Origin of the sequence: Rossellomorea vietnamensis, assembly GCF_025398035.1 — a bacterium.
GTDB lineage: Bacteria > Bacillota > Bacilli > Bacillales > Bacillaceae_B > Rossellomorea > Rossellomorea vietnamensis_B.
Genome location: NZ_CP104558.1, coordinates 4,465,901 through 4,488,779, shown reverse-complemented (window position 1 = coordinate 4,488,779; position 22,879 = coordinate 4,465,901). Strand labels below are relative to the sequence as shown.

Annotated in this window: 31 protein-coding genes; 1 reads left to right on the top strand and 30 read right to left on the bottom strand. The window is 36.4% G+C overall.

What is annotated here, in order from left to right:
- Position 1 precedes the first annotated feature (1 nt).
- The 27 genes from N5C46_RS23055 to N5C46_RS22920 form a co-directional block, all read right to left on the bottom strand.
- Positions 2-319 carry a hypothetical protein gene (locus tag N5C46_RS23055; protein WP_156029978.1) on the bottom strand — a complete coding sequence of 106 codons (318 nt, stop codon included), beginning with the start codon at positions 317-319 and terminating at the stop codon, positions 2-4.
- 50 nt (positions 320-369) lie between these two features.
- Complete coding sequence (locus N5C46_RS23050) at positions 370-759, bottom strand: tail assembly chaperone (protein ID WP_261750393.1); 390 nt, start codon at positions 757-759, stop codon at positions 370-372.
- A gap of 60 nt (positions 760-819) precedes the next feature.
- Complete coding sequence (locus N5C46_RS23045; RefSeq protein ID WP_261750392.1) at positions 820-1,362, bottom strand: phage major tail protein, TP901-1 family; 543 nt, start codon at positions 1,360-1,362, stop codon at positions 820-822.
- 11 nt (positions 1,363-1,373) lie between these two features.
- Positions 1,374-1,763, bottom strand: coding sequence for a hypothetical protein (locus tag N5C46_RS23040; protein ID WP_261750391.1), 390 nt, complete (start codon positions 1,761-1,763; stop codon positions 1,374-1,376).
- Between the two features lie 8 nt (positions 1,764-1,771).
- Positions 1,772-2,113 carry an HK97-gp10 family putative phage morphogenesis protein gene (locus tag N5C46_RS23035; RefSeq protein ID WP_261750390.1) on the bottom strand — a complete coding sequence of 114 codons (342 nt, stop codon included), beginning with the start codon at positions 2,111-2,113 and terminating at the stop codon, positions 1,772-1,774.
- Positions 2,114-2,414: 301 nt separating this feature from the next.
- Positions 2,415-2,747, bottom strand: coding sequence for a phage head-tail connector protein (locus N5C46_RS23030; protein WP_261750389.1), 333 nt, complete (start codon positions 2,745-2,747; stop codon positions 2,415-2,417).
- A 4-nt stretch (positions 2,748-2,751) separates the two neighbouring features.
- Positions 2,752-3,078 carry a hypothetical protein gene (locus N5C46_RS23025; RefSeq protein WP_261750388.1) on the bottom strand — a complete coding sequence of 109 codons (327 nt, stop codon included), beginning with the start codon at positions 3,076-3,078 and terminating at the stop codon, positions 2,752-2,754.
- Between the two features lie 31 nt (positions 3,079-3,109).
- Positions 3,110-4,048: a phage major capsid protein gene (locus N5C46_RS23020; RefSeq protein WP_261750387.1), complete on the bottom strand. Its 939-nt coding sequence runs from the start codon at positions 4,046-4,048 to the stop codon at positions 3,110-3,112.
- Between the two features lie 14 nt (positions 4,049-4,062).
- Positions 4,063-4,710 (bottom strand): DUF4355 domain-containing protein, encoded by a 648-nt coding sequence (locus N5C46_RS23015; protein WP_261750386.1) that lies wholly within the window; start codon positions 4,708-4,710, stop codon positions 4,063-4,065.
- A 133-nt stretch (positions 4,711-4,843) separates the two neighbouring features.
- Positions 4,844-5,794, bottom strand: coding sequence for a minor capsid protein (locus tag N5C46_RS23010; protein WP_261750385.1), 951 nt, complete (start codon positions 5,792-5,794; stop codon positions 4,844-4,846).
- Positions 5,795-5,803: 9 nt separating this feature from the next.
- Complete coding sequence (locus N5C46_RS23005) at positions 5,804-7,249, bottom strand: phage portal protein (RefSeq protein WP_261750384.1); 1,446 nt, start codon at positions 7,247-7,249, stop codon at positions 5,804-5,806.
- Between the two features lie 10 nt (positions 7,250-7,259).
- Complete coding sequence (locus N5C46_RS23000) at positions 7,260-8,546, bottom strand: PBSX family phage terminase large subunit (protein ID WP_261750383.1); 1,287 nt, start codon at positions 8,544-8,546, stop codon at positions 7,260-7,262.
- Positions 8,536-8,973 carry a terminase small subunit gene (locus N5C46_RS22995; protein WP_336275514.1) on the bottom strand — a complete coding sequence of 146 codons (438 nt, stop codon included), beginning with the start codon at positions 8,971-8,973 and terminating at the stop codon, positions 8,536-8,538. Before N5C46_RS22995 ends, N5C46_RS23000 begins: the two co-directional genes overlap by 11 nt.
- A 64-nt stretch (positions 8,974-9,037) precedes the next feature.
- Positions 9,038-9,517, bottom strand: a complete 480-nt coding sequence (locus N5C46_RS22990) for a hypothetical protein (RefSeq protein ID WP_261750382.1) — start codon at positions 9,515-9,517, stop codon at positions 9,038-9,040.
- 87 nt (positions 9,518-9,604) lie between these two features.
- Entirely contained in the window at positions 9,605-10,105 is a 501-nt protein-coding gene (locus N5C46_RS22985; RefSeq protein WP_261750381.1) for a sigma factor-like helix-turn-helix DNA-binding protein, read from the bottom strand.
- Between the two features lie 89 nt (positions 10,106-10,194).
- Positions 10,195-11,013 (bottom strand): hypothetical protein, encoded by an 819-nt coding sequence (locus tag N5C46_RS22980; protein ID WP_261750380.1) that lies wholly within the window; start codon positions 11,011-11,013, stop codon positions 10,195-10,197.
- Between the two features lies 1 nt (position 11,014).
- Positions 11,015-11,215 (bottom strand): XtrA/YqaO family protein, encoded by a 201-nt coding sequence (locus tag N5C46_RS22975; RefSeq protein ID WP_261750379.1) that lies wholly within the window; start codon positions 11,213-11,215, stop codon positions 11,015-11,017.
- Positions 11,216-12,146: 931 nt separating this feature from the next.
- On the bottom strand, positions 12,147-12,563 hold the full coding sequence (locus N5C46_RS22970) for a RusA family crossover junction endodeoxyribonuclease (protein ID WP_261752414.1): 417 nt from the start codon (positions 12,561-12,563) through the stop codon (positions 12,147-12,149).
- Positions 12,564-12,572: 9 nt separating this feature from the next.
- On the bottom strand, positions 12,573-12,776 hold the full coding sequence (locus N5C46_RS22965; RefSeq protein WP_261750378.1) for a hypothetical protein: 204 nt from the start codon (positions 12,774-12,776) through the stop codon (positions 12,573-12,575).
- 4 nt (positions 12,777-12,780) lie between these two features.
- Positions 12,781-13,635 (bottom strand): DnaD domain-containing protein, encoded by an 855-nt coding sequence (locus N5C46_RS22960; protein ID WP_261750377.1) that lies wholly within the window; start codon positions 13,633-13,635, stop codon positions 12,781-12,783.
- Positions 13,636-13,645: 10 nt separating this feature from the next.
- Complete coding sequence (locus N5C46_RS22955) at positions 13,646-13,909, bottom strand: AbrB/MazE/SpoVT family DNA-binding domain-containing protein (RefSeq protein WP_261750376.1); 264 nt, start codon at positions 13,907-13,909, stop codon at positions 13,646-13,648.
- A 168-nt stretch (positions 13,910-14,077) separates the two neighbouring features.
- On the bottom strand, positions 14,078-14,923 hold the full coding sequence (locus tag N5C46_RS22945; protein WP_261750374.1) for a recombinase RecT: 846 nt from the start codon (positions 14,921-14,923) through the stop codon (positions 14,078-14,080).
- Positions 14,923-15,864 carry a YqaJ viral recombinase family nuclease gene (locus N5C46_RS22940; RefSeq protein WP_261750373.1) on the bottom strand — a complete coding sequence of 314 codons (942 nt, stop codon included), beginning with the start codon at positions 15,862-15,864 and terminating at the stop codon, positions 14,923-14,925. The genes N5C46_RS22945 and N5C46_RS22940 overlap by 1 nt, the downstream gene beginning before the upstream one ends.
- 109 nt (positions 15,865-15,973) lie before the next feature.
- The gene (locus N5C46_RS22935) at positions 15,974-16,189 is read right to left on the bottom strand and encodes a YqaI family protein (protein ID WP_148995699.1); all 216 of its coding nucleotides are present in this window, start codon (positions 16,187-16,189) and stop codon (positions 15,974-15,976) included.
- 217 nt (positions 16,190-16,406) lie between these two features.
- Positions 16,407-16,655, bottom strand: a complete 249-nt coding sequence (locus N5C46_RS22930) for a hypothetical protein (protein WP_261750372.1) — start codon at positions 16,653-16,655, stop codon at positions 16,407-16,409.
- Positions 16,652-17,170 (bottom strand): helix-turn-helix transcriptional regulator, encoded by a 519-nt coding sequence (locus tag N5C46_RS22925; protein WP_261750371.1) that lies wholly within the window; start codon positions 17,168-17,170, stop codon positions 16,652-16,654. Before N5C46_RS22925 ends, N5C46_RS22930 begins: the two co-directional genes overlap by 4 nt.
- Positions 17,171-17,344: 174 nt before the next feature.
- On the bottom strand, positions 17,345-17,602 hold the full coding sequence (locus tag N5C46_RS22920; RefSeq protein WP_261750370.1) for a helix-turn-helix domain-containing protein: 258 nt from the start codon (positions 17,600-17,602) through the stop codon (positions 17,345-17,347).
- A 163-nt stretch (positions 17,603-17,765) separates the two neighbouring features.
- Here N5C46_RS22920 and N5C46_RS22915 point away from each other — a divergent pair, with 163 nt between their 5' ends.
- Positions 17,766-18,149 (top strand): helix-turn-helix domain-containing protein, encoded by a 384-nt coding sequence (locus N5C46_RS22915; RefSeq protein ID WP_261750369.1) that lies wholly within the window; start codon positions 17,766-17,768, stop codon positions 18,147-18,149.
- Positions 18,150-18,277: 128 nt separating this feature from the next.
- Here N5C46_RS22915 and N5C46_RS22910 read toward each other — a convergent pair whose 3' ends face one another.
- From N5C46_RS22910 to N5C46_RS22900, 3 genes are all read right to left on the bottom strand, one after another.
- Positions 18,278-19,399, bottom strand: a complete 1,122-nt coding sequence (locus tag N5C46_RS22910; protein WP_261750368.1) for a hypothetical protein — start codon at positions 19,397-19,399, stop codon at positions 18,278-18,280.
- A gap of 254 nt (positions 19,400-19,653) precedes the next feature.
- Positions 19,654-22,389: a hypothetical protein gene (locus tag N5C46_RS22905; RefSeq protein WP_261750367.1), complete on the bottom strand. Its 2,736-nt coding sequence runs from the start codon at positions 22,387-22,389 to the stop codon at positions 19,654-19,656.
- Between the two features lie 235 nt (positions 22,390-22,624).
- Positions 22,625-22,876: an NUMOD4 domain-containing protein gene (locus N5C46_RS22900; RefSeq protein WP_261750366.1), complete on the bottom strand. Its 252-nt coding sequence runs from the start codon at positions 22,874-22,876 to the stop codon at positions 22,625-22,627.
- Between the last annotated feature and the right edge of the window lie 3 nt (positions 22,877-22,879).

Below are 22,879 nucleotides of genomic sequence, written 5' to 3'. Positions count from 1 at the left end.
CTCACCCCTTTCTAGAATTTCTTAGAAGAGCGATTTGTGCAGGTGATAACTTCTTAGTTGGTTTTTCAACAGACCTTTTGATTTCGAATTCATTGTCAACGGATCTTAATACCGACTCGTAATCAAAGAAGTCATCAAATTCTTTAAAGGCATATTCTTCTTTAGGCTTCTTATCAGTTCCTTTGTTCACTTTTGCTTTTGCGTTCCTAATAAGGAATGCTAATTTGTGTAACCTGTACTCCTCATCAATTTCCTTATACTCTTGTGCATAGCGTTTATAATGAAACTCAGTCAATGTCATTTGTTCTACATCAACCAATCGTTCCATTCCCAACTTTCGAAGTGAGTAGATGACAACCTCGTCGTAGGTTAATCCTCTTTCTGCATGCTCGTTCTTTTCGTCCCTTTCACTTCTTGAAACTCTTCTGGAACGAGCTTTCGGGTCATGGGTTGCTTTCCCAATTCATACATGACTTGCTGAGCGAATTCCTCCAGACCCTCATTTTCAGCTATGTCGTTCAGAATTGATTCAAAATCCGAATCTGTCGTTGGCTTTTTCTTATCATGGGCTGTGGCTGCCTGAATTAATTTATACAAACAAATGATATTGCCTGACTGAAGACCCGGTACCAACATCGTTTCTAGCCCTTGGCCAAGACTTACATTTTCAACTTCCAACCCTAAAGACCGATCAATTGTCGTTAAGGTACGAAGTCCGAATGATAATTCAATGTCTCTTCCGTTAAATGTAATATGCAAAATCTATTCCTCCTCAAATGGTCAAAATAAAAAGAGGGGATTATCCCCTCCTTGCTAGTTTTATGCTTCTGGTGGTGTACCCAATCCATCATCTGCAGGATCCTCAGCAAGCACATCATGAAATACGTATCCTAATGTTTCAATATCGCTCTCCGGAACATTGACACGTCCTTTTTGTCTTTTAAATTGAGTGACAAATGTTCCACTTACTTCCGGATCATCCTCTGCAGGATTCGTTGTTTCCCATTCAGTGATGTAGCCTTGTCGATATTCAGCCCCAAAGGTAAAAGTACCTGGATTAACCTCATCCTCTACTTTATCCGCCAAATCTACTTCCCACATCTCCACTGGATAGTCATCAACAATGGAATCACTAAGCATCGTAAATGTAGGGTCTGTTTCAGCTTGGAGTGCTGAGATACTTACTTCATCTTCAAGTGCTCCCGAACCTGAAACCCTTCCATCTTTGGTTACTGTCGACTCCCGATCCCGGGAATAAGACTTTGAATGCTCCGTTTGAAAAACAAGCTTAGCTCCTTCTGCAGCTTCACCAAGTTTTCGAAAATAGAGTACCTTGTGTACCCCTTTTGCAATGATGGCCATACTATAACCTCCTAAGTAATTCTGTATTCTGCCTGAATAACTCCATGCAGCAGATTGTCAGTTGTTGAATTATCGTAGATTTCATTTGAATCAAGAGCGACTAGTCTCACGTAGTAATTATCAAGCTGCGCCATCCTTCGCAAGGCCATTTCGAGATTATAAATCATTTCTGCAAAATGCGATCGATTATTAGCCATCTCCCAAACATGAATGGTTTGCGATATATTACCTGTTATTACTTCTTTATTATTGATTACATCAGAACCTATCGATCCTGCTACATGCACAAAAGGATAAGGAACTTCCTCGTCTTTGCCAGGAAGATAATCGTATGTGTCATATCCCAGGTTAAGAGATGTATTAAATATTGCATTGAACAGTTGGATCTTTGGTGACTTCATCTACTCACCTACTTTACAAGTCTATTTAGGTCTTCAAGGAACTGCTTTTTCTGAGTGTAGAATCCAGGAAAGATGAATGGTTGTGCATCCATGAACCTTGTTCCAAACTCGAGATAGCCGGAGTGTTCGGATTTACTGATTGTTTTACCCGCAAGATTACTTACTATTTTCGTTTCAATATTTCTCTTGGTGTAGCCAGTTTGATAACCTTGAGTAAATTCAGCATTCTTAACTACTTTCTCGGTCATTTCAATCGTATTGTTCTTCACGATTTTCCCAACATCATCTTCAATATCCCTATCCATTCGATCAAGTTTCGCAAGCAGGGCATCCAGTCCCTCTAAGTCCACTCGCTCACCCCTTCCAAAAATAAAACGCTCTCAGACTTGTATGGAACATGTCGGAGAACGTTATATTTCTTCTCGTTGATGATGGCTTTATCGACTTCACGCGTGTACGGTCTCTGTAGCCTAACTGTGGTGATCTGTTTGTCTAATGAACCAAATATAACTTTAACTCTTTCTAGGCTGATTGGAGACGTGTTGCAGGGTAATGTAACACCTTCATCCACTCTAACAACTGTCTTTCCGACAGAAGAATCATATGCACGGCCATTAACTTTATGAAGCGTAACCCGATCGGAGTACCGCATTAGAAAAACATGACCTTTCCTACATCCTCAGTTTTAGGTATATACGTTTCTAAGATGGCCTGATAGGGTTTAAAGTCGTCTTCCGTAAAGGAAACAGACCTTCCTTCAATCGATTCTGATTTCATCCCTTCACTTCCAATTTTGTTATACCGATTCACCACCAGCTCCTCAACAATGAACATTAACTCTTCAGGGATCGCTGTCAGACCTGCATTTTGTTTTAGCCATACCTTCAACCGGGATTCAACATTAGCTATAAGGCGATCGATTACACTATCCTGCAGGCTGTCTTGAACACCAACAACGACTTTTACGTTATCTCTGATAGACATACAATCACTTCAATTCTGCTTCTGCCGCAAGTGCTTCTTCTTTCCCCTGGATCTTTTCTCCGTTAGACAACACGTACCATGGGCCGCCTGTATGTTTGGGAAACTCACTTTCTTCAGAAGATTGTTTTGATTCTTCAGGCTCATGGTCAGCTTCTTCTGACTCCACTCCCAATTGCTCAATCAATGGCTTCCCTACTTTATTTTCTGTGCTTAATAATTCCGAGATCCGTTCCTTGCTCACTTTACCCTTAGCAGGGAAGGTATCTCCCTTACGATAAACACGGTGATCATCTTCTTTATCTCTAAAAGCTCTAATTACTTTGTAAGGCATTCCTAATCATCCTCTCTTTGATAAATGGTTATTACGCTACTGGGGCAGGACCCGGAACTAATTTTGCAAATGCTTCATCTTTAATGATCATCAAACCTACATCCATAGTGGCACGCAGAGCAACCATCTCTTGTTCAAACAAGTTGATAGGTGAACCGTCTGCATTGGTAATGGTCGATAGTTGAGCTTCCTCTGAAATTGCATAATCTATGTTAAAAGGAATACCATAACGCAACTGATCAAAATCACCGGCATAAAGAGTCCCTTTTGATAGATTTGCAGATTTCAAATCCACTGCTGGCAACCCATCAATCGTATTGTTAGATCGATCATATAAAGATTGTAATGTTCCGTTTTCAGCTTTTTGGGCATTGCGTAAGGCGGTATGATTTTGTACTTTTGAAATCCATGCATTAGGCTCTACATCATTCTCGAAAAGCTCATCTTCTACAGCCAGGATATTATCGTAAGTGATCCCGTCATAAACGATATTTTCTGCAGTTGTTACTGATTGTTCAATCGATTGAGCGAATGGATTAGCCACATTCAGAATCCCTGCTTCATCAAACTTTTTATAGAATGCTTCTGCAATCTTTGGACGCATGATTTCAAAGAAATTCGAAACCCTGTATTGCAGGTACTCACGAGAAACCGGTAAAATGACCCCAAGCTTCTTGGCCGTCATCTTTACTTGTAGCAAGGTTGGTTTTGAAGTTTGAATCTTCTCGGTCTCACCTACCCAGTAAGCCCCGGGTCCTTCAGCAAAGTATTCGAATGTCTTTTCTTTATCCGTCATTTCCTCATAAACACCAAGCTGCATGATCTTAGAGTTTTCCATTACATCATTTAAGATCATGGTGTTGTACTTATCCGGAATCGTACCATCTTTCGCTTCGTGAACCATCACGTTATCCGGGCTAAATGTTTGTGCAAAGTACTGTAGATTAAGTTTTAATAGATTCGGTCCCATTAAATTCTCTCCTTTTATTTAATAATTCTATTCTTTCTGGCCATTTCTGCTTTTGAAGTGGTGATGCTGTTGTTTACTTTTGAACCCCCTGTTTCAGGAGGATCCTGCCGAAGCATTTCCTTCACAGCATTATTAACCGCAGCATCGAATTCCTTTTTGATACTGGACACAGCTTCTTTAATTTTCTCGTTGTTCTCAAGTTTGATAAGAGATTCAGCAAACCCAGCCGGCAGTCCCTCATCTTTTAAATCTGTTTCAACTTCAGAACGAAGCTGCTTCGTATTTAATTCACGCTCTCGTTTATCGAGTGCCTCGAGTCGCTTTTTATAATCAGCATCTTCTTTTTCCTTCTGGGTCAGCTTCGCATATTGTTCTGCATCTTTTTTTGCATCAGCAAGCTTTTGATCAAGTTGTATTTCCCATTCCTTCTGCTTTTTATCAAGAGCCTTTGCAAGCTTACGATCTGATTCAGCCTCAATCTTCTTTTGAAGTTCCTCTGCAGAAAGCTCAACCTTTGCCGGTGGATCGTTTGGTGGATCATCTGGATTCGGCGGATCCACTGGCGGTTCATTCGACTCGGCAAAGTACTGCAAGTTTAGTTTCAAAGGTTCAAACTGTTTCTTAAAGGCTGCTGGATTAAATACATTAATTGGTCCTGTCACTTTCATTTCCTCCTAACCCATGAACACGTAACAACACGCAGGTGCCCACCGTTAACGTCCTCACACGTTTTTAGTCAAAACAAATAAGCCTGTTTATAACGTCTAGTGCTCAAAGACGCGCTAACATAAATTCTTATAAGGTATATTTCTCTTTCACACTTGCGAAAAATTCCTCTCTCCAGTCTCCCAGAATAAGAGCCGTTGAACTTCGGCAAAACGGATGCATGGGAGGAGCATTGATCCCTGGTTTCATTTCCTTCACTTTGAATTTTTTCTTATTCAAGAGTTTACATTTTTTTGTGGTCTTTCCATCCATTACAGCAACATATTCATATTCAGCTTCATCATCATTAGAAACTGCCTGATAGGATAACTTTTGGCCTTCCACCTGGACTCTGGCAGTTTCAGTAATCAGTAACCTTTTAGCTTCAAAAGAACTGACATCAAATCGCTCTCGAATCTTCCTGATGTACCTATTTGGATGAACACCACGGACAATCGCACTGTTGATGATAATGGCCAACTCTTCTCTGAGAGCCTTCATATCTCCCCATATCCTTGAAGACCATTTAGCCCCATAAAACGAAGCTCCTACAATTGATTTAAGGGTTGGTGTGGTGATCGCCATGTTGACTCCTAAGATACCAGCTTGCCGCAGTACCTCAGATATTCCAGCCTGCTCCAAATAATCTTGAAAGGTCTTTTCCTGCTCATTCGTCATCAATACCAGGTGAGCATTTAAATACATCATGAGAAGCTCCTGCCGGTTTATCCTCATCTTTGTATTGTAGGTGTAGAGCTCCTTATTTGCCTTCGGAGAGAAGTCCTTCTCCCTCACATATCGTGCAGCCGTTCTTTCAAATGATTGAACATCAAATTCGGACACTCTCTTCTTGGCTTCAATTAATGAGATCGTATTTTTTTCTGCATACCGAGAATAAAAGGCATTGATTTCTTTTTCTACCTCACGAAGAGCGTGATCGATGATTTCTTTTAATTTTATTGATACCTCTCCATCTTTCATTTGTTCACGCTTGATGTTTTCTCTTTCACGCTTTATCCAGTAACTTTCTTCTTCAGACATTTAACCACCTCAATTCCTCATGTACTCAGAGGACATCGATTGTCTTTGTTTTGCCCTTTCACTTGTAATTCTCTTTTCTTCCTCTTCTGGATTTTCTACAATCATAGGTATTATCTTCAGTTTCGTTTCCTGGGACAGCTCTCCTCCAAGTGCATTAAACATATCTACTGCCTCTTTAGTGCTCTTAGGAAGGTTAGGAGTAAATTTATAGGTTAACCCTTCAAATTCACCTTTACCTGCTTCGCTCGCCAGGTGCATGACATTGTTTATCAACTTGTAACGACGATTGAGAGACCTTTTGAATAAACGTTCTTTGTTGATCCGTATTTGCTCCAAGCCAAATAACTTGTACTTCATCGCTTCTCCTGTTTGTTGGCCGGCAAAGTTTTCGTCGTTCAGGTCTGGTGTATTTGTGAATTTATGAATGTCCGTTTGTAGTCTGCCTTTATATGCCTCACTACCTGACACATCATACTGCTTATAGATATAGTCAGCTTCCACCCGGCCTTCAGCACCGTCAGCGTTTTGAGTTGGCTTTAGAAAAATGATATTGGCCTCTTTCATTTTTTTCGCTTCAGTAGGATCTAAATCTACATTCCCTAGAATTTTCAGCATGGCATCATTTAGATCGGTCATATAGTTTGCTGTATCAGATTGAGCTGCATCATATAAATCAATCAAGTCCAAGACATTTTCAAAATCCCCCTGGCGGAATCTATTGTTACTGTGCTCATTAATCGGGACTTCCCCGAACGGATGATCAACCTTACTATCAAGCGTCAGGTTATAGTCACCCATGTTCGATGTGAAATACGTGTAGATTTTCTTGTCAGTATAGAGGATGACTTTAATTTTCCGTTGGCCACCATAACCAACAGAGAAGTACCGGACCCCGGCAATTATGTTCTTTTCAATCGTAGTGTCATAGATCAAGAAGGTTTCTAATGGCGAAGACAGATATACTTTTGTTTGATCCAGCTGATTCCGATGTATCAGTTCATATGCCCGACCATAGATTGATAAATCCAGGACAATGTCTGCATTAAGTGCAGCATCTTCTATTGTCTCGTTGATTTCATTAATTTTTTCCTGAGTGGACTTATCCTTATGACGAACTGATACAGGAACACCTACAAAGAAGCCCTGCATGAAGTTAGATACATACTTCGCATAATTGTGCTTGGCCCTATGATCGGCCTTGTCATCTTCTTTCCTGCGGTTGGCTGCAGAGATCGTTGTGTTATCCCCGAGATAATAATCGTCCAAGACAGTGAGCCTTGGACGCTGGTGTTCAATATGATGTTTTAATATGGCAGACAGTTCTTTAGTCTCTTGCACCAGCTCTTCTGCAGAATCTAACGTATATTGAATGTTTGATTCTTTACTAAACCGCCTCTTCTTACCGGCATCCCCACTCGTACCTACTCCAAGCTCAAAATCATTAACGTGATTCATGTTCCACCTCCTATAAACCTAATCCTTTTAAAGCATTATAAGTATCGTCTTTCTTGGCCACTCCCAAATGGTATTGTTCCAGGCTGTAACGGAGAGCATCGATAATATGGTTATTTGTATCAACCGGTGTATTTAGCCACTTACCGTCCTTATCTTGATCAAAAGTATAAGTATTAAATTCTTCAATTGTATGTTCACATGTAGGGTGAATGTACACCTTGAATCCTTGAATGAATAGTATCCCCTGATTCACGCTGCCTTTCCCTTTGACTGAAGCTCTCATCCTACGAACACCTTTATTAATTAATTCCTGAATCAAACGCCTCTCAGCAGAGTCAGCTGTGATGACTGATTTAAGGAGACCTTTACTCACGATCATCTTGTATATTTCTTCGGTTAACATCGCTTTCTCATAATGTTCATCGTAGATCCAAAGCTCTTTCTTCTTAAGATCAACAACAGAGCTTGGCAAAGTTGTTGGATCATTCGTAAAACCAAAGTCCATTCCGTGAGCCGTTTCTTGAATCTCTTTGATCTTTTGTTGAATATTGAAATCAACCACATGGAAGTTATCAAATACAAGCCCTTCAGCTACACCCCATTCACCATCACAAACAATTCTGGCACGTCTAGGGTTAGTTCTATATAAGTCCTCATACCTGGCTCGGTCAACATCATCAAGCCATTCATTTACACGGAATGTCGTCGTAATGGCAAACGTATCTTTCTCCCGGGTCTCTTCATCAAAGAATACTTTCTTAAGCCAGTGTCGTTCAGACCAGGGATTAAAAGTAACTGTTATCTGTTTAAAGAAGTTCGGATCATCATATTTTCCCCGGATTGATTCAACAACAGTACGAAATTTAGCTTCAGTTTCAATTTGATAAGCTTCCTCAAACCAAGCCCAACTCAATATCCCAACATCAACGGTAATTGATGTAATTTTTAATTCATCATCTAGACCCCTGAACAAGATCTTCTGGCCGGTCGGCATGTACGTTATCTCCGGCATTGATTCATTGAACTTAAATAAATGGGCAACCCCTAATTGCGTGGCTGCCCATTTTAAATCAGTATAGGTGGATTGTTTGTTTGTGTTTGAATAACGCCGTACAACCAGTAAGTTCGCCCAGGAATACTTCATGATACGATGAATGAAATTTAATGCCGTATTCTTTGATTTTTTACTCCCCCGGGATCCTTTAACTACCCGGTAGAACTGCTTGTTGTTCCAAAATCGATTGTAACCTCCACCTATCTTCTTTTGGATGGAGATTTTATGCTGCTTAGTCTTCATCCGGTACATCCTCTACAAAAACAGGAGTAATGGTCTCGACCTGCTGCTTATCGGTCCACATGACATAGCGCTTACCTAAAAGCTCTGCTGCTTTTACTCGATCTTTAAGGAAAGGATCTTTGTCTTCTAGCTGTTGAGCACCTTCACCAATACCTACAGGGATTTGTTCCGTATGTTCTCCCCTCATTACTGCAGTGAGAAATTGAAGAATCTCGTCCTGTTCAGCAATCGATTTCTTTTTCAATTCTTCTAATCGCCCATCTATATATGATCTCACGTTAGCCTTTGTTAGCAGCCTACTTCCGGATGCTCTAGCAGCTGAATCCTTTTTTACATTTGGATATGCAATCTTATATGCAGCTGATATATTACCCGATTTCACATACTCATCTGCAAATCTTTTTTGCTTTTCAGTAATTCTTATCATTACATACCACTCCCCACCCCCAATTAATTAAAAAATAAAAAGCACCTTTTGAAGGTGCCTCAGGTTAATAGTACAAAGCTTTCCCGACTTTTTTTCTTATAAGGTCAATCACAATATATAACATAGGAATAATAAATGGGAACATAATTGGAAAATTTAAGTACGTTTGAAATGACAAGCAAATTATTACTAACCACATTCCTATAACTATTCCGTAAGCACCATGCCAGGAAAATCTTTCATCTTCAAGAAATGGTAGAAATTTAATTACCCCTAAACAAATTCCACTTATTAAAAATGCGATTCCTAAAAATAAAACAAAAGGTACCCATGTTTTTAATGTAATAAAGATAATATTATTCAGATCTATAACTTGTTTAGGCATGATATCAACTTTACTGTCAATTACCTGGACCCAATTCCAAATAGCATTAATTGATAAGTAATATAATAAAACTAGCCATGTATATTGTGGTAGAGAATATAAATTTATTTTTTTCACTTCATTTGAAATAACTTTACTAAATTCGCTCGGAATATCCATATTTCCCTCCTTAATCTATTATGTATATCGGTAGAATACCCCATTTTTTACATACCTTCATTATATGGTGGCATATATACGACAAAATTAACTGCTCAAACAGAAGAGACTACCATATCTTCTTCTAGTAATTTTCTTTTCCGATCGTTCAATCATTGTTTGAACACTGCTTGAGCTGATGCACAAGTAATTCGCGATTTGACTATATGATAAGCAGTGTCCACGGGACATCAGGTATACTTCCTTTTCTTTAGTCGTTAGGACAGATAAGGCATCATCTATCATTTCTTGTTCTGCAGAAGAGATTACACTTTCATTTTCTGCTTCTTCCCAGGCATAAGTTTCTTCTTGGCTCCTAAAAAACCTTTGCATTAACAGAGGATCAAAAGGTCTTTCTCTTTGATATGCTGCTAATCTCTCAACCCCCCTTGTCTTCCCTGGCTGCCTTCCGGTTTCCATCCACTCAATAGAATATTGCAGGTCTCTTATCATTCCATTAAGCAGTGATTTATCCCTGTCTGAAGCTTCTTTAAACATCTTTTTAGCTTTTGATAAATTCTCTCTATAGCTTAAAAGAAGGTTTTCCATACAATCACCTCTTTCAAAATAAAAAAGACACCAATCAAAACACCGATAAATCGGTTATTGATTAGTGTCCTCCAGTTGGCTGGTAGAACTTATCTTATATTAGATTCAGAATCTTTCACGAATTGAACGCTTCCATCAGAGATAAGATTTTTATCCTTATCAAACCATATACCATTGATATTAATATTAGCAGTGAAGTTTTCTTGTTTTACTATTCCTTGAATAGTTTCATATTTTAATTCTAATGTTAAGTTTGGGAGCAAGCCTCGCGAGTCTATTGTTTTCACATCACTTCTTTTTGATTCTCTCCATCCGATTATACTGGAAATGGCAATCAATATATTAACTAATTCTAAAGATTCAAATGTAAAAAGATGATCGCTAGAATCTTTTATCCCTGTAATATAGTCCGAATGTATTGTTCTATTTTCATTTGCAAGAATCTTATTATCGTTAATTAAAGAGAAAAATGTGCCTTGATTGATTTTTAAGTTCTTTGAAAGATCATTGTCTAATAAAGCCTCATTAACTTTTCGAAAATAACTTGGAGATACATCAATAATGAGAGAAGCATTTACATTTTTAGCAATACCATTCCCAACATTTATTACGGTAAATTCAGGAGTAGTTCTCTTCACAAATATTTCATTATTAATATTTTTATCAAGTGTAAATCTAAAGTTTGTTCTTTTTATAATAAAATTAGGATCTGTCTGTAAATCTCTTTCCTCTAATAGTAAATTGAACTGTTTCTCACTATGCTCAATTGCTTTTTTGGTGTATCTTATATTAACAATTGCAATTATTGTCGCTATTACTGTTGCCACTGAAACAAATATAGAGAAAAATTCTTTAATACTCGTAAGTAAGCTAGCCATAAAAAAAACAAAATACACAAAATATTCCACCTTAAAACTCTTCCCCCTCATCAAACTTAACCCGTTTCACTTTTCCCTGGTGGGTTACAATCTTTGTTTCACCATGAATAGGTAATGCCGTTAATTTAGCCTTTCCATCACAAACCACCACAGCAAAACTTCCTTCTTTATCCATTATATCAATTTCTAGTTTTAAAGTACTAGGGTTAATTTCTACATCTGATAACCTCACCAAAATCCCTCCTATGTTATAATTAAGTTGGCTGGCCGGGAGAGATCCTGGCTTTTTTTATTTAATTCAAAATACATTTACTTCTTGTAAATAATTTACTCTTTACTCCTTTTCCAATTATACTGGTTAAGGGTGATATCTATTGAAAGAATACGAAATCCTTACATGTATAAAAAAGCTAGGATCATTATTTAAAGAGTTTAAGTCATGTAACTGTCCTATATATAAAGAAAAAATAATTAAAGAAATCACAATCCTCAGTGAAAAAGTTCATCCGAGTAACGATAAATAAAGAGCAATGTGTAAAAATGCCTAAAAGAATATTATCTTCAAACCACTGTGTTCCACTATGATAAATACTACCTCACCGTGCTATTCTGCTTGTTTTTAATATAAAGGCTAAAACACAACAATGGTATTATATACCCATAAATAAAATTGTGAGGTATATATATGATATTTAATATAGGTGATAAGGTTCTGGTCCATGACGAAGAATATACAGTTCATTGGATTTACGATAGTGAATACATTGAAATAGCTCAAGGTTACTCCAATATTCAACTTGTACATAAATCAGAAATTGAAAAGGCGAAATAGTTCTTTATTCTCAAAAAAACTCACCTTTTTCTATTCCATTATTCTGTAAATAACAGTAAAATAATCCTAAGTAGTTATTTCGACAGCCGTAGGAAGGGTGATTTTTTTGAACTCATTAATTGTTTTATCAGAGGAAACGCTTCAAGATATTTTGGTTGATTCAAAGAGAGTTGGAACTTCCCTAGATTTCATAAGAATGGTTGAAGATGCACTACAACAAAAGATTGACTCAAAGCAAATGCATACTTACATCAATTAATAATTACTTTGGAATCTTAGAATTTCTAATTCTTTTAAGGAGAAACGATATTAAAATCGCTTCTCCCTTTTTTTATTCTCCAATTGGCACCACCATAATTTCAATGCGAGGTCTTTCGCTATACCACTTGCTTGCTAATAACTCTACCACCTGGCTATCGTCCTTCCAGATGATCTGGTTGCAAGCATCCTTGATTCCTTTCACGTAGTTGTCTACATCAGGCTTAGTCACTGGCCTTAATTCACCAGCTTCAGCTGCGGCTAATTTCTTTTTGCTGAAGTTCTTTAGGGTGGGCTTGTACACTCTGATAAATAATTGAATCGGCCCATCAATCAGATCCTTCGGACGATGTTCTGCAGCAACCAACTTCACATACTTCTTAAAATCCTTCGATTTCTTAGGATCATAAGCCCTGGTATGTCCTCCTTGAGAACTAAACCTTGGCCGTCCCTGGGCTACGGGAGTTCCATAGACCGTAAACTGAATTATCTTCATTACTCAAAACCACCCATTCTCAGAACTCTCAACATTCCTGTTTCTAAATTTAGCGATGGCTAATTCTTGCCTTAAATCATAATAATTCAGGTCATAAATGCTTTTCCCTCTCTTGGTTTCAGTGACTCCTAAGGTAAGGAGCTCACTGATCATCCCCTGGGACTTCGTTTCCTGACTAATCTTAATTGAATCGTATAATACACCCATTTCATTACCCCCTCTTAAATGCTAAAAGCTCCGCCTCAAGCTTTGCCTTTTCTTTCTCAAAATCATAATCACTAGATTCGCTTTGTTGATTCTGCGAGGAAGTCTTATTTTCCTCAAACCAATCTGGCAATCTCTCAGTGCGAATTGGCCGCACCTTGCCATTCCTTGCAGGCGTTCGTTTGGTCCGCTGCTCTTTAAATTGCTGTTGCTCAGCTCGAGACTGTTCCAATGTCCTAATCCCTTTCTGAGCCCAGTTTTTAAGAATGGCCTCTACGTATCCCCATTTCTTCGTCCCTTGCTCTACAGCAATCTTCATAGCTTCAAGTACTAACTCCTCACAGAGATCATCGCACCAGGACACAATCTTTTGGGGTATATAACCACCCAGGATCCCAAACCCCTCTTGCTCGTAAAACTGAAACGGATTGAGTGATGCAGGGGCATCATCTACTACATCTTCTTTTAGTTTCGTTTTGTTTTGTTTATGTTTAGGTATGGTCAACTGTTGGTCATCGGATTGGTATCCATATTGGTATACGGATTGGGTATCGGATTGGTATAGCGATTGGTCAACTGAGTTGACCAATGACTTTACCTTATAAATAGGAGCCTTCCCCTTCTTGCCTTTTTCGTACTCAATCAGTTCATTTTCGATAAGCTTTATTCGAGCATTGACCAGCCCTTGCTTTGAAAGGCCAGTCAATTTCTCTACTGTGGAGTTGGGAGCATTGAATCGTTCTTTCCAGCCAGCCATATTGTTTATAGCCATCAATGTGTGCCATAACGCAATTGCGCTGGTATTAAGATCGTTCAGTAGCAACCAATCCTTAAAAGCTTTGAGTTCTTTTAAATAATTCAAACAATCACCTCTATGCTTGTCTTACGTATGAAATTGCTGCCGAAATGGAATCCATATCTTCTTGGTTTGTTGCGTCTGACAAAGCATTTTCTAACCATGTGAGCGTATTGCTCTTCGTTACATCCGATTGATAAGGTCTGAAGACAATACCACCATGATCCAAAAACATTTCTAATGGTGTTCCACTATTCAACCCTTGTGTTCTTCTAATTTCCTTAGGAATAACTACTCTTCCTAATTCATCGATCTTCCTCACGATTCCAGTTGCTTTCATAGTTCCTCTTCCTTTCTTTCACATATCGCTTTCCCCTCTTTAATACCTTTTACATGGTAGTGGGGATATCGCTTCATATAGTCCAATACATGTCGTTTCAACTCTTCCTTACTTTGAGCCTTCTCCCAAATCCATTTTGGAAGAAGGACTTTGTAAGGAACTTCTTGGTTAATCAAACTTCATATCCATCGTGTCTTGAGCTGAATCTTTCTTGCTATTTTTAGCTTTAGAATCTTTTACGGGTTCTTTCATTTGTTCTTCCTGTACCTCATATTCAATCGTGTTATCATCCTCTTCAGGAGTAACATCTTTTAGTTCACGATCCTCGTTTTCTTCAATAACAGCCTTTTGCATTTCGACTGAGAGGATGCCCCATTTAGATAAGAGGTTCTTCAGTACCGTTTTCATGGCCATAGCATCCCAGTCATTCTTCCAACCAAAATCGGATTTGCTGAACTTCTTCCTATGCTTCTCGACTTGTTCTCGGGTCCAGTAGATGGTTTTTCTAAAACCATTCAGTAGTTCAAAATAAGCTGCATATCCAATGACGGCTTCTGATTCTCTTTGCTCAAAATTGATATCGATTTCCTCTGTCAGGGGATTCCATTTATTTAACTCCCCTTCATGAATCGGTGTGACGTTTATATACCGGTACTGTCCGGTTCTAAGAGCTAATTGAATATAACCTTTATAACCCAGTTGAAACTGCGCTTTGCCTCCATATGGGACGATCCAGGCATACCCTAGGTTCTTATCTACTGGAAGGTCTAATGTAGCTGCAATCATCGCTGAAGAGATAACCGACATAGGCTCAGCTTTCTGTAGCATCTTTTCATTGTTGTAAAGGCTAAGGATAGAGGCGGTAAACTGTGTTGCTCGTTTACCTAACACCTCTTCAAAGCGCTTAATTACACTGGGACTCGCTAATAACCCTTTCATAGTGGAGCCTTGTGTAGAAGGAGCTTGTCCATTCTTGTTAGCCAGTTGAGTTTTAAGAGATTGATTGGTGGCCATTATTTAGCCTCCTTGATATCAAATCGTCTATAAGAACTCTTTTTAGTTACTTCTTTATATATATTCGGAAACTTCTCTTTTAATAGCTTTGAATCTACTCTATTTGATTCAATTGGTTTCCATGCTACTTCGTAATTCGAGCAGAGCCCTAATTCTGCTTCTTTTAATTCATGCTGCAGGTCATGCTGAATATGTTTTTTCTGTTTTTCTAACTCGCTAATGGTCTTCTTCAAATCAAAGTATTCAAGGATACGATCTTTATGGGTACTCTGTAGCTCGATGGACTTTCCTTTCTCTGTCTTGGCGTACTTTTCTTTTAAGTACTTTTCAGCAGCACTCGATCCGTCCAGGGCTGGGGGATTCCCTCCCATTACGTGGTATTCCCAAAAATGCTTTTCAGCTTCAAAAATAATGTTGATCAATTCTTCGTCACGGTCCACTTCTTTGCAAATAAACTTGTTACCCCCTATTAAGACCGCGATGTATGCTTTGGGGTACCCAAGGACCCCTAAGTAATGCTGCACCTGCACCAAATACGATTCAGGGATTTCTTCACTCTCCCAATCTTTTGCGAGGAACTGATTGGCTGTTTTACATTCGAGCAACGCTTCTTCCCCAACAACCTTCCGATCAATGTTAGCAATAATGTACTCATGATCGGGGTGCTGAAGGATAGCATTCCTCTTACGTACCTTCTTCCCCATACGCACTTCAAATTCTTTTGCGACCATATCCTCAAATAGATTTCCAAAGTAAGCAGCTTCACTGGATGATTCTTCAACGAGGACCTGTCCAGTTTTCTCAAGCCATAATTCAAAAGGTGTTTTATATTTATTAAGTCCGAGAATGATTGAAGCGTCTGATCCCCCTATCCCTCTTCTTCTCATTTCTAACCATTCAGTACGATCCATATCATTTGTGGTTGCTAAAATAGCTGGCATAAATTCCCCTCCGATTGATTTAGTTTTCAAAGTACTATAGAATAAAATAAACTTTTTCTTTGAGGGTTGACCCCTCTTTTCAACGAGACCTGTGTGCCAGCACAGGTCTTTACTCTGCTATTGAAAAATGAAACTTACATTTTTCTATCAAGTAATCTTCTAAATTTTCTTCTAAGATGACTTCCCCATTATCTGGATCCGTTATAATTGAATCTCCAACCAAAATCTCGTTTCCGAAATAATCAATTCCGTTGTGTTCCGGCTGAGAGACCATATTGGTGTATCCATATTTTTCTAACCTTGTGATATCCGGATGTTCAAGCATTTTTTTCACCTCCTTGAATTGGTAATGCATGAAAGTTGCTTTCACATTCATTCACGTTATATAATCCTAATTGCGCATAAATAGTGGGACGCAGTAAGCTTTGGTGCCAGCCTTAGCTTGCTGCTTTTTTTGTTTTGTTTCTAAGTAAAAGTGATTTTTCGAATGAAGAAAGCTTTAACCATTCGCCTGCTTTGATTTTCAAATCCTTCACCCCTTCCTAGCTTCGGTTCATCATGACATTTACAAATGTTTGAGTGATATGGTGCAATTCATCCTGCTTTACCTTTTTCTCTGCCAATCTATCAAGCTCTTTAATGGAGTTTAGTAGATCAACCGTTGATAGCATGGCATCTTTATATTTTCCTTCTTGGATATTTTCTTCAATCGCTTGAATACAGTTCCAGGACCCTCTTTGATGTTGAGCTGCATTACGTAGATCTTCTTTCTTGAATGTTCGTGTAGTCATTTTTGTAGCCTCCGTGCCTTTAGTGTTAATCTCCATTGTTTGAAAATCTGTATCATGGAGAATTGATATTCTTTGGATATAAGAGCAACAAGATTGATCATACTGGCTGCAGCATCCAACACTTCAAATGCAACCTTTCTCATTTCCTCTCGCTCTGTATCACTTTGAAATCTAACCGGCTTGTACCAACATGCTTTTTCAAGATGATCTAGAGCTTCTAGTGATTCTTTTTTGACCAGGAGCATCATGGCTGTTGGATGATGTTCAATGAAGTCGCCATTTAGATATGGGATTGATACATCACCAGCTGATTCGTTCCATCTAACGAAGTAGTATTCCTCATCGTCGATCGCTTCAGCTGTTAGAGCTCTTAAATCTTTAGGGAAGCGTTGCCTCCCCGTTTCGTACTTTGCAATGCTTTCTCTTGAAATAGGAAGCTTAAGTGATAGCTGTTGTTGTGTTATACCTTTGCGCCTTCTCGCACTAGCAAGCTCCTCCCCTTCCATGACTTTCATAAGGGCTGCTCCCCTTTACCTATATATGGATTTCAATGTTCGGGCTTAGTTCATAAAATGAAGTTAACTTGCTTTTTCAGATTTTTGTTTGCGTTCTTCGATGATTCTAGGGACTGATGTTTTTAAGAAATAGCGTAAGATTTTTTTGATTGTTTCATCTGATGGTTGGTTCATTTAGATCACCTCCTTAAATTTAGTTACCGAATCGGTAATTTTATTTTCAAAAAAAAGCGTTTCTATTGGTACACCTAAAACTTTGGCTATGATTGCTATCTCTTCAGCACTTATCTTTCTTTTTCCGTTTTCTTTGTAGTAATATGCGTTGTACCCATCGTACCCAAGAACCTTTGACATATGATCAATAGTAAGGTTTTGATTTACTCTTAAAGATTTTATCTTTTCAAAGTCTATAAGCCTTCTTTGAAATTTCATTTAATCACCTCCTCTAATTACCGAATCGGTAACTTTAACTATATAATAAATTACCTTTTTGGTAATGTCAACAAATAAATTACCATTTTGTCAACTTTATTTCTTACCGCATTGGTAAATGGTAATCTATATACATAAATATAACGGTAAAGGGATGAAGCTGATGTCTTCATTAGGAAGTAATATAAAACAGTTGAGAGAACGAGAAAACATTTCACAAAAAGACTTTGCCCAAAAATTAGGAGTTTCCAATGTTGTCCTGTCCCGTTATGAAAAGGATGAGCGAAAACCAGATTACGACATGTTAAAGAAAATTGCTGATTACTTTGAGGTTTCGATTGATTTCTTACTTGGTCGTGAAGAAAAGACAATGGCCAAAGAAGATACACTTGAAGAAGTGAACAAACTAGTTAAGGAGTACGGCATAGAGCAATTTGGCTTCTTTGATATTGAAAAGTGGAAGGATCTTTCCCAGGAAGATATTGAAGAAATTAAGAAGCATTTTGAGTATGTGGTGTTTCAGGCTAAACAGAGAAATAAAAACTAAAATATCAAAAAAAGCTCTGAGAAATGTTCTTAGAGCTTTTTTGAAGTGTTATTTACGTATAAAATTCATAAGGTAAGCTTAAATGTGTTGAGTTTACGGCATTTTGAACTCTAAAATATTCCCCTTTACTACCATTCCATATTCGCTTCCCTGTCCAACTTCTCAAATTGAAAATCAATATATCTTTCTAAGTTTTCATCACTTTCAATTGCATCTCTGTATTGTTTGATGTGTTCTAAATCAAAGTAAATATCGAGTCCTGACTTCAATAGTTTTATCGGTCTTCTCCAATCTGATTCATTAGATAAATAGCTCTCAAACTCATCAATTTTATCACACATTTCTGTAAATCCTATTTTATCTATATCCAGTATTGAGAATGAATTATGTTTTTTTACTTTTACAGGTATGTAACCCAAACCTTCAACGTTTGCATATAGCGAGCCATTATCTTTTTCAAAACCACCATGAGCATATTTATTTCTATGCCTTTCTTTTAAAGACTTTAACTTTTCAAAGTAACTCTTCATCTTATTATCAGTATTTGTTTTAAAAACTTCAATGAATTTTGTAGACCAATCTTTACTAATTAATTCAGCAATAGTGGATTTCGAATCCTCTATTTTAGAGAATGGAAGCAATAAAATCATTAAATGCTCTTGATAACTAAAGTATGCATCAAGCATAGCCTGTGCATTAAAGAACATTTCTTTCAACTTAACATTTTCTTTTATTGGGCCTTCCTTATCTTCTATAACCTTATGTCTAAAATATTGGTACCTTTCGTAAAAAAAATGAATTTGATTATTAAAAGTAATATTACCTTGATTTACAATTTCTTTTAATAAAGGGTTCATCATACGCTCCACTATTTTCACAGCACTGTTCACTTTTTTAAAAAAGTCTTTTATTATCTGTTCATCATCCGTTACAGCAAATAGTCTTAAACCAAATTTTCTATCTGTGAAAAGAAATTGGACACCACGGAATCGGAAAGGAATTTCATATAGGACCTTCTCGATTGGCTTATATTCATATTCGAATTTTTTCAAATAAGCAAACATAAAAAAAACCATATAACTAGAGGGTAGATTAACATCCATATACTTAGCAGTATAGCTATCTATTATTATCCCCTTACCACTCCTAAAATTTTCAAATCCTTTATCTTGAAACTCTTTAGTGCATTGCTCAAATGAACTCCATAAACGTGGACTTTCTTTTCGGAACCTATTTATATATGTTTCCAATATTATCACCCTACGATTTAATTATTACTCCTTATTTTAACATCCATTACAAAACTTAAAAACTATGAAATTACTCCTATAGGAGGTGTCTTGCACTAGCAATAATCCACTTTAACTAATTAAGTTTTTTCTTTCGAAGTTGATATTGCTATTAAAGAGGAGATTGAGGAAATAAACAAGCATTTTAAGTACTTAGTATCTAAGCAGCTTAAACAGATAAAAAACAAGAACCAGGATATCCTGGTTCTTGACTATCAATTTAAGGTTAATTCATTCCTTCGAATAATATAATTGTTATCTATTTTAGCCTTTTCAAAAATTATTTCCATCGAACCTTTATATTTAGAATTCAATTTATTAGCATTATTAATAATCATAGCTTTAATTCTGTAATCCGGATCTTCAATTAGTTCAGATAATTCACTAACAATTAAATCATCGTAACCTTTTCCTATCATTAGAAATAAGGATTCAATTGCATGGTACCTTAAATAAAAATCTCTATCCCTTGATTTTGATAAAATTACATGTAAAATAATTTGAGCATTTGGAATCTCTTTTTTACTCTCGACATGATAACTGATAAACAACTTTAATGATTCTAATAATTTTATATTTTGATATACATCTTCTTTATTAAAAACTGATAGTAAGAGTAATAACTCTTTATCTTCAGAAACTGAGTTTGCAATAAACCATATATACAAATATAGTCTAACAGTTAGTTCAGAATCTTTTTCGAAAATACCTTGATATATGTTTAACACATTTTTAACGTTACTTTGGATCTCTATATTTAGTGCTTCCCAATCAAATTCAATTTTGTCCTCACGGTTATTCATCAATTTTAAAGCAAATAAGAGTTCTAAACCATCTAGCTTTTCATTTGCATATTGCTTTGGATTGAGCAAAGTGTCTTTAATACTCTTTATTACCTTTGTAAAAAGTGGTTGTGGGAGCACAAGATTTGAATACGATATAATATTTTTTATTATTCTATATGGGGAAGTTGCAAAAGTTCCGTATACTCCATTTTTCCCTAAGGTTTTGTTTCTATTAACCATTTCTTCTACATACTTTTTAATGTAATTACTATTTTCCTCTAAGGATAAATCAAATACTTCTAACTTGTATAGGTTGTGAAATTTTTCCCACTCTTCTTCTATTGTCTTATCGAACTCACTAAACTCTACGAATTGCCTTCTTAGACTTATTATTAAACTCTGAAAGAACCTAGAATCCTTAAGTTGATCTTCTTTTAATAAATCTAGTATTAATTTCTTTAATTCTCTTATATGGTGTGCATTCACCTTCCAATCAATACTCTTAAGCAAATCAAAGACATTATCGTAAAATCTAAAAAACTTATTTTTTATGATTTGAATTAAAAAAGGCAAAACCTTGTTAATATCTATTCTTCTGATATTTCCTTTTAATGCTTGAAAAATAAACGACCAGTTTCCTACTATTGGTTCGGAATAAAGCCACTTATTCAAGATAATAAATATTTCGTCTTGAATGTTGTCATAGTCCTTATCCCCAAAGTAGTAACCAAGGTGATTAAACAAAACTAATTTGGTTTTAGTTCTATCTCCCTCATATGGTATGGAATTAGATAACCTATACAATTCATATATTTTTTCAAAGCTACACGAAGATAAAATTTCACTGTTATTATTGCAAATATGTTTAATGTTTTTATAATCTTGATCAAGAATGCTAAATCTCAAATACTCAAATTTTAATTGGTATTCATCATAAATTCGTGAATAATGCTGGAAGATATCTTTCAGTAAGCTATTTGTGAGTGATATATGGGTTAATGAACCATAAATAATAGCAATATACAAACTTTTTGCTACATCTTCAAGGAGATATTCTATTTTAGACCCAATCGATGTACTGTAAGGACTTTGAATAGTGAACTTATTTATGTCTTTAAGAATTTCATTATTGATATTCTTTTGCACTCTATCTATAGCCGGAAAATATAATAAGTGACTATTATCTTCTATTTTTTTTTGGGCATCAGAGATAAACACCTGATTAGAATTGTTCATTTTTTTATTTTCAAAGTTTCTGATATCTATAAGAATGTCGTCTCTAATCCACTTTTCTATTTTTAGTTCCTCAATTTGGGATACAGCTTCACTTAATTGAGAAATTGCTTTTTCCATATCTCCTTTATAATACCACTCAATAGCTTGCCACCTTTTATTAATTACTTCTTTTAAATTACCTTCGTACTTATTATTAATAATAGTCATTATCAGCGAAAAGTTAATCTTTGAAATTTCGCCTTCTCCTATTAGGTATTTCGTTAAATAATAGGAGAATTCATCCATTTCATTATCGGGTTCAATCTGTTCATTTTTTTTAAATATAATATTTTTAAATAATTGAGTAGTCTTAGAAAAACCAGTTAGCTCTTTTTTCTTGATCAGACTTTTTTCCACTGGTGTAATATTATTTATATACTCTTGACCGTTTTCATCTAGAGTTCCCTGTTCCTCCAACTTTATTAGTCTGTTTTTACAATATTCATTGTAAATATTCACTATATCATTCATAACGCTTTTAAAGCCTGTATCAATAAGCTCCTGGATATTATTTACGACTTTGTATCGAGCACCATTTGGCCCATTTAATTCCTTTTGTATCTCACTTTCTTTTTTTAAAGGGTCATTTAAAAAAAGATAAATGGCTTTTCGACCAATCTTCCTTGCATGCATCCATTCCTTCATAACTCCTTCAGGAATTTTTGGTTCTTTATTGTCAATTAGAAATAGCACAACATGACAGTCCTCTAACTTATTCAAATACTCATCCCTTGCAGTTACTGAAGCCGCATCTCCAGCTTCAAAAACGTAAGTGGTTATAAATCCGGTGTTTTCTAATAAGTTTTTAAGAGCTGCCCTAATAATGTCATATGATTCTACTCCGCATTTAGAACTAATAAAAACATTTATTTTGTCTTTAATGAAAGTCACAATAGGTCCCCCTTAATAAATAATCCTGTCTAATTCTATAAGAGCTTTTCTGTCTTGCTCATTAATTAACTAAATAAAGATCATTTTGGCCCCCGTCTTTCCAAATACCTGGGGTTTTTCCTAGTATCAATATAGCACAAAATAACCACTAATCTAATATTTACCTGTAAAAATATAGGTTGTATAATCAAAAAGGCTCCCTTGAGTAGGAGCCCGATTCTGAACCAGAATGAAATTACCTATATATAATTTTTTTAGTTCCTTTAAATTCTGTATCATTCACAACAGGAAAAGCAACTTTCCATAATTCAAATACATTGTGATTAGATGCATCGCCACCTTTATTTAACTTAACGATATGAAACCCATATTCATCCCCACACCTCTTAAGCGTTCTTTTAGATCGGTGTGAATACACCTTTCCAGTTTCGGAGATATCGTATAGTCCTTCATAACCTATAATCGGTTTATATATTTCCTTTCTCATAAT